Source organism: Scytonema sp. UIC 10036 (genome assembly GCF_009725235.1).
In genome coordinates, this window is the sequence record NZ_WJFC01000339.1 from 1 (window position 1) to 8552 (window position 8552).

Genomic DNA, 8552 nt, shown 5'->3' on the forward strand with positions numbered 1-8552 from the left:
GTAGGGGGTAGACTAGGGAGAGGAAGTAGTAAGAGGTAGACTAGGGAGAAGAATATACTGTCCCCCTTGTGCCTCTAACCCCTACCCCCTAATCCCCAGTCCTTAAAAAAAGATGAAAATAAGCATTTGGAAATTTTTAGGGGTTTTGATTGCGATCGCCTTTTTGATAATTGGATGCGAGCACTTACCAAGCATTTCCACGAAATCTACCCCAGTCGTTATCAAACTCAGCGGTTGGATAGCTAGCCCAGCAGAACAAAAACTTTTGAAACAAGTCCTGCATGAATTTGAGGCAAAGCATCCAAATATCAAAGTGAAACATGAGGTTATTAATGACCAATATATGGATGTGATAAAAACTCGTTTGGTTGGAGAAGCAGCGCCCGATGTCTTTTATTTGGATGCTTTTGAAGCTCCTTTCTTGATGAGCCAGAATGTTTTGGAACCACTAGATACATATATTACCTCCGAATTTGACTTGGCGGATTTTGAGGAAACGTTATTAAAGAGTTTTCAGTATGGAAATTACATATACGGTCTTCCTAAAGATTATTCAACTCTTGCTCTGTTTTATAACAAAAAAGCTTTTGCTAAAGCAGGCTTAGATAGCCCCCCAAACACTTGGGATGAACTCCGCACCTATTCTCAAAAGCTCTCTATAGACCCTAACCAGGATAGCAGAATCGACCAATATGGCTTCGGTGAAATCCCTGAATTAGCACGTCAAGCTTACAAAATTAAAGCTTTTGGAGGACAAGTTGTAGACCGCAACGGTTATGCAACGTTTGCCAGTCAGGAAGCTTTGCAAGGGTTGCGCTTAGCAGTAGACCAATACCAAAAAGACCGTTCTTCAGCACAAAAATCTGATGTTGGGACTAACTCTGGTGGTGAAATGTTCGGTCAGGGCAAAGTTGCAATGATTGTTGAAGGGACTTGGACAATTCCGTATCTGACGGAAACTTTTCCCAATTTAGAGTTTGCTACCGCAGAAGTACCGAGTATTAACAATCAAAAAAGCACAATGGTTTTTACTGTTGCTTATGTGATGAACAAGCAGTCAGAGCACAAAGCCGAAGCTTGGGAATTAATTTCTTATCTTACAGGCAAAGAAGGAATGGCAAAATGGACGCAAACAGGTTTTGCCTTGCCATCACGGAAATCTGTTGCTCAGAAACTGGGATATGACAAAGACCCTTTGCGATCTGCACTGTTAGCAGGCGTAGACTACGGGATGCCATGGCAACTGGGTAAATACCCTGCACCAATTATGAACAATTTTGACAACCAGTTTGTCAGTGCTTTACTCGGACAGCAACCCCTCAACCAAGCAATGCAGCGAGGACAGGAACAAGCAAATCAATTAGTCAAAGCGATCGCGATGGAGTGATACTATTTATAAGGTTTACCATGGAAAAATACATGGATACAGGAACAGAAAATGACTACTCAAAAAACTTATGCCGAAGCTTGCAACGACTTCGATGAAATTTACAATGAGGCAATTAAAAGCCGAGAACCTGTAGTTGTTTCTCGTGAAGGTGCTGAAAGCGTATCCGTAATTCCCACTTCAGAATTGAACAGTATCATAGAAACAGCATACTTGTTCCAGTCACCTGAAAATGCAGCGCGTCTTTTAGATGCTTTGCAACGTGTCAAAGCTAAGACTAATAAACCTCAAACTATAGAGGAGCTTCGTAAGGAGTTTAATTTATACGAAGAATAATAACAAGTCAATGTCAGAAAATTTAGAACCCGAAGAACTTTCTCAATCTGAAATTTCTCAAGAGATTTCACAACCTGACCTCGTTTTTGACAAGCAGTTTTTGGAAGACCTTACCTATTGGGTAGAGACAAATAGAAAGATTGCACTCCGAGTTTTATCTCTAGTTGAAGAGATAAGACGCAATCCTTTTGAAGGAACAGGCAGACCTGAAAGATTAAAATATTATCATATGGTCACGGCGGCTCACTCAAGTAGATCGCATTGTTTATGTCGTGAGTAACAACCGCATTGAGTTTATTCAAGCTCGTTATCATTACAGCGATCGCTAAAAAAGAGTTTTACTTTTTCAATTGAGACAAAATGTAAGTACACTCATATTTTGCAGTACTATGGAGAGCTTCAAAATGGAGCCAACAACTATGGGGGCAGTCCGAGTTAGAGTCAAACTGACAAACGCAATAGACGAAGCGATGATAAGCCGAGGAGTGCTTGCTCCCCATTTGTTGAGAGAGTGTGAAACCGAAGCATTAGTAGATACAGGAGCACTTACTCTTGTACTGCCAATGCAGGTTGTCGAACAATTGGGTTTACGAATTAGAGGTAAACAGGTAGCTCGTTACGCAAATGGACTAGAGGAAACAGTGGGCGTTACCGAACCCGTTCTAATTGAATGTCAAGGAAGACAAACTGCAGATGAAGGATTAGTGGTGGGAGACGAAGTTATGCTAGGTCAAGTTATTTTGGAAAAACTAGATTTTTTGGTAGATTGCAAAAATCAGCAATTAGTTCCAAATCCCGCCAATCCTGATTACCCAGTAGCAACTATCAAGTAGTCCTCATCTTAAGCTTACGGTGTAACAAACAACTCATATCATGTCCGGTAGCATAACCATGCGGAAAAGATGCTTAAATTCTTAGCGCCTTTGCGACGGCAGGCGCTTCAACTGGTGGTAACCACAAGCTAGCGCTGCCTCGTCTTTGCGTGAGTTTTATTTAAGTATATAAGCGGACGTGATATCAATCCTAAAACTGCAAACGCAACCAAAGCAGTTGTTGTACCTGATTCGGGAACTTTTGTTATTGGACTAATCCTCAGAACTTGTCCCTGTCCTGCGCGATCGCCCTTATTCGATACATAAACATCGCCCTCAGAACCGACGGTAAGAGCAGTTGCTGACTCAAGCCCATTACCACTCAAGAGAGTTGTACGAGTTCCATCAGGGGCTATCTGGATAAGAGACGCATCTGCGGTACCCAACCACTGAGGTTCATTGGAATACTGCAACGCATACAAATTCCCTTTAGCATCAAATTCTAAATCGGAGAGCTGGGTAAAACCTTCGGCAAAAACCGTAACTTCGCCATCAGACGCGACTCGCAAAATACGTGCTTTTCCTACCGGAAAAGGGAAACCCGTGTACTCACTAACATACAAAGCACCATCGGGACCAAATGAAGCACCGGTTGGAACAGACTCAATCTCGATTTCTTCAGGAATGCGATCGCTTGGAGGTGCTTCAGGAGGTAAAACCTGTCCAGAACCGGGAGTTGGAAAGACGGGATTGGATATCTTTTGCTTGGGAAGTACAACAAAAGATTTCAAATTACTACCATCAAGCCCTACAGTTAATACATTATTGGCAGCTGCATCAATAACATAAGCAGTATTATCCTTTATCGCCAGGGCATAAGGATTACTAGCTATCTCACCACTGGTATCAAGGACATTTCCCCCATCAGCATTATTAGCCAATTCATATTTTGCAAAATCAGCAATACTTGTTAGCGAACCCGTTTGAAAATCTACTTTATAAAGTTGTCCCCAACCTGAAGCGCTTTCTGGAAAATCATTGATGGTGGGATTACCACCATACCCAATCAAAAGGTAAGGATTTCCTACAGCATCAAATTGTATATCTTGGGGACCTTCTCCCGTACTTCCACTAGGTCTTAAAGCTGTAGATGGTAAACCTTCAAGTATGCGCTCTTGTTTACCATCTTTCACTCTAGTGACTGCACCAGTTGTACCTACACAAGAATCAAGACCTTCCAAACTAGGTCCGGGAACGCACCGCCCATCTCCTCCCACACCTGACTCTGTAATGTAAAGACTGCCATCGGGACCAAAGTTAAGACCTCTTACATTATTGAGTCCATCAGCAACAACGCTGAATGAAGCAGCTACTACTCTTTGAGTTCCAAAAACAGTAGCAAAACCGAATACAAGAGTTGCAAAGCTGACAGTTGTTCGAGATAGAAATGGTAAACGCATACAAGAATTTAGGCGTCAAAAGGACAAAAATCTTTTGTGTTAATTAAAAATATTGAAGGTCTGTACTTTTTACAGAGAATATATAGGATAATGGTGAGCGATCGCAATGAACTTTTTTTCGATTGACTTGATATTTTTTTGTTTTTTATTTTCTATTTTTCATCTAAGAGATGATTTATAAATGATTCTTTGAATGTTCCTTCATATTTCATAAGATATATGACGTTTATCCTAGAGACAGACTTTGGCTCATTCACAAGATTTACTTCATAAACGTCTACATGGCTAAAGCTCATTCACTAGGCATATATACTTGTATGCATTTCCTTAACTCATAATTTTGAAATAGAATTATTGTAGTTCTATTAAATAGAACTTTCTCCAAGCCAAACAAACTCTATATGTAATCAGCAAAAACTAACGAATTTATGATGCAAGAGCAACTTGAAGATATAGAAATTCAATTGCTGTTAGAAGGTATATATCGTTACTATGGATTTGATTTTAGAAACTATGCTTTAGCTTCAATTAAACGTCGAATTTGGGGAACAATTGAATCTGAAGGATTAACGAGTATCTCTGGATTGCAAGAAAAAGTGCTTCACAATCCAGAATGTATGGAAAGATTGTTATTTAATCTTTCAGTTAATGTCACTAGCATGTTTCGTGACACTAGTTTTTTTCTAGCTTTAAGAAAAAAAGTTATACCCTTATTACGAACATATCCTTTTATTCGCATTTGGCACGCTGGATGTTCAACTGGTGAAGAAGTCTATTCTATGGCAATTCTGTTGCATGAAGAAGGGCTTTATCACCGCTGTCGGTTGTATGCAACTGATATTAACGAAATGGTTTTAAAACAAGCAATATCTGGAATTTTTCCACTTGAACTCATGCAAACCTATACTCAAAACTATTTACAGGCAGGAGGAAAAAAATCTTTTTCAGAATATTACACTGCTGCATACGATAATGCGATATTTTCCTCTTATCTTAAAGAAAATATGGTTTTTTCACAACATAACTTAGTCACAGATAATTCTTTTAATGAATTTCATGTCATTCTATGTAGAAATGTATTGATATATTTCAATCAATCTTTACAAAATAGAGTTCACAATCTTTTTTACGAAAGCCTTAATAGATATGGTATCCTTAGCTTGGGCCGTCAAGAATCCCTCAAATTTACTCCCCATGACAAAGATTATGAAATGTTAGACGGCGATGAAAAGATTTATCGTAGGATTAGATAGTGGTTAGTGGTTAGTAGTTAGTGGTTAGTGGGATTGAACGGACGTGGGTCAGAGGTCATTTATAAAGTGAATATTAAATCGCTAAATGTATTGTGGTAGGTTGGGTTTCGTTCCTCAACCCAACCTACTGTAATAAACTACTAATAAGCTAACCAACTACTAACAACCAACCACTAACCACTAATGACTTTTAAACTGATTGTTATTGGCGCATCTTTAGGGGGAGTCAATGCCATGTCCGTTTTACTTGCAGGGTTATCGAAAAATTTTCCAGTTCCTGTGGCTATTGTTCAACACCGTCACAAAGATTCTAACGATGATAAATTGAAAACTGCGTTACAGCAATACAGTCAACTAGCGATCGTAGAACCCCAAGATAGGGAAGAGATTTTACCGGGCTACGTGTATTTAGCGCCTGCTGATTATCATTTACAGGTTGAAGGGAGAAATGATGCCGTACCGCACCCTTATTTTTCCTTGTCTGTTGATGCTCCAGTGACCTATGCAAGACCATCGATTGATGTCCTCTTTGAAACGGCGGCGGATGCTTACGCCGATAAAGTGATTGGCGTACTCTTGACAGGAGCCAATCATGATGGTACACAAGGACTGGCAAGAATTAGATCGCGAGGTGGCAAAACAGTGGTGGAAGAACCGTCTACTGCCTATTGTGCAACAATGCCCAAAGCAGCTGTCGCAGCTGGCGTTGTGGATAAAATTCTACATTTAGCAGATATTGCCCCTTTCTTGGTGAAAATTTGTCGTATTTAACATAATTCTTATCTTTATTTTGATATAGATAAAGTTATGAACTAAACTCATTCATAAGAATAACCAAATTTATAACTTAAGGTAGTGTGAATAAATGAACTATAGGCGTCACAGTCAATAGAAAGACTTTGAAAAGCCTTATTCTATTTCTTGAAGCGTACTGATTGCGATGTCATTAGAACCAAAAGTTAATGTTCTGCTGGTGGATGACCATCCAGAAAATTTGCTAGCCCTGGAGGCAATTTTAGATAGCTTGGGGCAAAATTTGATTAGGGCTACATCAGGAGCGGAAGCACTGCGGCACCTTCTCAATCAGGATTTTGCCGTCATCTTATTGGATGTGCAGATGCCAGATATGGACGGGTTCGAGACAGCAGCGCTTATTCGACAGAGAGAACGTTCCCGCCATACACCAATTATTTTTCTCACAGCATATAGCACCAGCGACACTATGGTGTACAGGGGTTACTCTGTTGGTGCAGTGGACTATTTGTTTAAACCTATAGAGCCAGAAATTTTAAAGTATAAGGTATCGGCTTTTGTGGACTTGTTTCAGAAAAGCAATGAGGTGAAGCGACAAGCCGCACAACTGGCATTGATGAATGCTGAACTGAGAAAACGTGAAGAAATGTTTCGTTCATTAAGCGTTTGTTCGCCTGTCGGAATTTTTCTAACGGATACATTAGGTAAATGTACTTATATTAATCCTCGCTATCAAGCTATCTATGGCATGACGTATGAGGAGAGTTTGGGTGACGGTTGGACGTTGGCAATTCATCCAGAGGATCGACAACAAGTTATTGCTGATTGGTATGCTGTATCCAGTAAAGGGCAGGAATACAAAGGGGAATTTCGCATCCTCACCCCTAGCAGTGTTGAGCGTTGGGTACTTATGTCTTCATCTCCAATGCTTTCTGATGAAAAACAGGTCATCGGTTATGTTGGTACGGTAGAAGATGTTACAGAGCGAAAAAAAGCTGCAGAAGAACACATAAAGCTAATTCGCGAACAAACAGCAAGACAAGAGGCGGAAACAGCAAATCGCCTGAAAGATGAATTTTTGGCAACCCTTTCCCACGAACTTCGCACGCCACTGACTTCAATACTTGGTTGGGCGAGATTATTGCGCCAACGAAAATTAGATGAAAAAGCTATAGTTCGTGCGTTGGAAACGATTGAACGCAATGCGGCTTTGCAAGCACAACTCATTGATGACATTTTGGATGTTTCGCGAATTATACGCGGTAAGTTGCAATTGAACCTTGGACGAGTCAATTTAGCATCTGTAGTTTCAGCAGTCATAGACAGCGTTCATTTAGAAGCAGAAACTAAAAAGATTCAACTGGAGTATATTGTTGAATCCACTGATTCAGAAGCAGCAAAAACAAGAGGACAAAAAGACGAGAGGAAAGATCCAGTACAGCTTGCCGTGTCATTGCGTCTCGCCCTCGCCACATTCTATTACGTTTTGGGCGATCCCAATCGCTTGCAGCAAGTTGTATGGAATTTAGTGAATAACGCGCTCAAGTTTACACCAGAAGGTGGACACATTCAGGTTCGACTGTCAATGGAAGAGGGCATTGGGCATTGGGCATTAGACGATGGGGATTCTTCCCAATCTCCAATCCCCAATACCCAATCCCCAAGATATATTCAAATTACAATTAGTGACACGGGAAATGGTATCAGCCCAGAGTTTTTACCCTATGTTTTCGATCGCTTCCGACAAGCAGATGGCAGTATCACCAGAAACCAAGGCGGATTGGGGCTGGGGTTGGCGATTGTACGTTATCTAGTGGAAATGCATGGAGGAAGCGTTCGTGCGGAAAGTCCGGGAATAGGACAAGGAGCGACTTTTACTGTAAGGTTACCTCTTTTACAAGGAAAAGACATTGTAAAAAAGGAAATGGGAGGAGAGAGAGAGGGAAACAAACCTTCCCTTGCTCCCACTCTCCCCAACATAGAACCTAAAATCAACTCTGGTCATAGCAGTTTCCACATCCTCAGTGGCTTACAGGTGCTAGTTGTTGACGATGATACTGATACTAGAGAGTATATCACGACTGTTTTGCAACAGCACGGTGCTAACGTCACCGCTGTTGCATCAGTTCATCAAGCACTTTCAACTATTGAGACATCACTGCCCGATGTATTAGTAAGTGATATTGGAATGCCAGAAGAAGACGGTTACACTCTGATTCGCAAGTTAAGAAACTTGGAACCAGAGATAGGAGGACAAATACCAGCTATTGCACTCACAGCATATGTTAAAGAACAAGACTGCAATCGGGCGTTGGAATTAGGTTTTCAAGAGTACGTCACCAAGCCAGTAGAACCAAGTAACTTGATTAATTCAGTGACAAAGCTCATCCAACATGGTAAGAGTTAATTTGTCAAGTGTCATTTGTCAAGTGTCATTGGTCAAGTGTCGTTAGCCATTAGCCATTAGCCATTAGCCATTAGCCATTAGCCATTAGCCATTAGCCATTAGCCATGAGCCATTAGCCATTAGCCATTAACAATATCGGGAAAA

9 protein-coding genes are annotated in these 8552 nt (G+C 40.7%); 8 read left to right on the forward strand and 1 reads right to left on the reverse strand.

What is annotated here, in order from left to right; genetic code table 11:
* The first annotated feature begins 112 nt into the window (after positions 1-112).
* The 5 genes from F7734_RS59440 (at position 113) to F7734_RS59455 (ending at position 2556) form a co-directional block, all read left to right on the forward strand.
* Positions 113-1387: an ABC transporter substrate-binding protein gene (locus F7734_RS59440; RefSeq protein WP_155753543.1), complete on the forward strand. Its 1275-nt coding sequence runs from the start codon at positions 113-115 to the stop codon at positions 1385-1387.
* A 51-nt stretch (positions 1388-1438) separates the two neighbouring features.
* Positions 1439-1723, forward strand: coding sequence for a type II toxin-antitoxin system Phd/YefM family antitoxin (locus tag F7734_RS59445; RefSeq protein WP_155753544.1), 285 nt, complete (start codon positions 1439-1441; stop codon positions 1721-1723).
* Positions 1724-1733: 10 nt separating this feature from the next.
* Positions 1734-2003 carry a type II toxin-antitoxin system YoeB family toxin gene (locus tag F7734_RS59450; protein WP_347566478.1) on the forward strand — a complete coding sequence of 90 codons (270 nt, stop codon included), beginning with the start codon at positions 1734-1736 and terminating at the stop codon, positions 2001-2003.
* On the forward strand, positions 1984-2052 hold the full coding sequence (locus F7734_RS66620; protein WP_347566479.1) for a hypothetical protein: 69 nt from the start codon (positions 1984-1986) through the stop codon (positions 2050-2052). The genes F7734_RS59450 and F7734_RS66620 overlap by 20 nt, the downstream gene beginning before the upstream one ends.
* Positions 2053-2127: 75 nt before the next feature.
* Positions 2128-2556, forward strand: coding sequence for an aspartyl protease family protein (locus F7734_RS59455; RefSeq protein WP_243147633.1), 429 nt, complete (start codon positions 2128-2130; stop codon positions 2554-2556).
* Positions 2557-2684: 128 nt separating this feature from the next.
* Here the strand turns inward: F7734_RS59455 and F7734_RS59460 are convergent, their stop codons facing one another.
* Positions 2685-3995: a ScyD/ScyE family protein gene (locus F7734_RS59460; protein WP_155753546.1), complete on the reverse strand. Its 1311-nt coding sequence runs from the start codon at positions 3993-3995 to the stop codon at positions 2685-2687.
* Between the two features lie 428 nt (positions 3996-4423).
* On the opposite strand from F7734_RS59460, the gene F7734_RS59465 reads away from it, so the two are divergent.
* The 3 genes from F7734_RS59465 (at position 4424) to F7734_RS59475 (ending at position 8408) form a co-directional block, all read left to right on the forward strand.
* Positions 4424-5248 carry a protein-glutamate O-methyltransferase CheR gene (locus F7734_RS59465; protein WP_155753547.1) on the forward strand — a complete coding sequence of 275 codons (825 nt, stop codon included), beginning with the start codon at positions 4424-4426 and terminating at the stop codon, positions 5246-5248.
* Positions 5249-5431: 183 nt separating this feature from the next.
* Complete coding sequence (locus tag F7734_RS59470) at positions 5432-6019, forward strand: chemotaxis protein CheB (RefSeq protein ID WP_155753548.1); 588 nt, start codon at positions 5432-5434, stop codon at positions 6017-6019.
* A 169-nt stretch (positions 6020-6188) separates the two neighbouring features.
* The gene (locus F7734_RS59475; RefSeq protein WP_155753549.1) at positions 6189-8408 is read left to right on the forward strand and encodes a response regulator; all 2220 of its coding nucleotides are present in this window, start codon (positions 6189-6191) and stop codon (positions 8406-8408) included.
* Positions 8409-8552: the final 144 nt, after the last annotated feature.

Excerpts from the sequence above, each read along its gene's own strand:
- F7734_RS59440 (WP_155753543.1), top strand. The coding sequence starts at position 113 with ATGAAAATAAGCATTTGGAAATTTTTAGGGGTTTTGATTGCGATCGCC.
- F7734_RS59445 (WP_155753544.1), top strand. The coding sequence starts at position 1,439 with ATGACTACTCAAAAAACTTATGCCGAAGCTTGCAACGACTTCGATGAA.
- F7734_RS59450 (WP_347566478.1), top strand. The coding sequence starts at position 1,734 with ATGTCAGAAAATTTAGAACCCGAAGAACTTTCTCAATCTGAAATTTCT.
- F7734_RS59455 (WP_243147633.1), top strand. The coding sequence starts at position 2,128 with ATGGAGCCAACAACTATGGGGGCAGTCCGAGTTAGAGTCAAACTGACA.
- F7734_RS59460 (WP_155753546.1), bottom strand. The coding sequence starts at position 3,995 with ATGCGTTTACCATTTCTATCTCGAACAACTGTCAGCTTTGCAACTCTT.
- F7734_RS59465 (WP_155753547.1), top strand. The coding sequence starts at position 4,424 with ATGATGCAAGAGCAACTTGAAGATATAGAAATTCAATTGCTGTTAGAA.
- F7734_RS59470 (WP_155753548.1), top strand. The coding sequence starts at position 5,432 with ATGACTTTTAAACTGATTGTTATTGGCGCATCTTTAGGGGGAGTCAAT.
- F7734_RS59475 (WP_155753549.1), top strand. The coding sequence starts at position 6,189 with ATGTCATTAGAACCAAAAGTTAATGTTCTGCTGGTGGATGACCATCCA.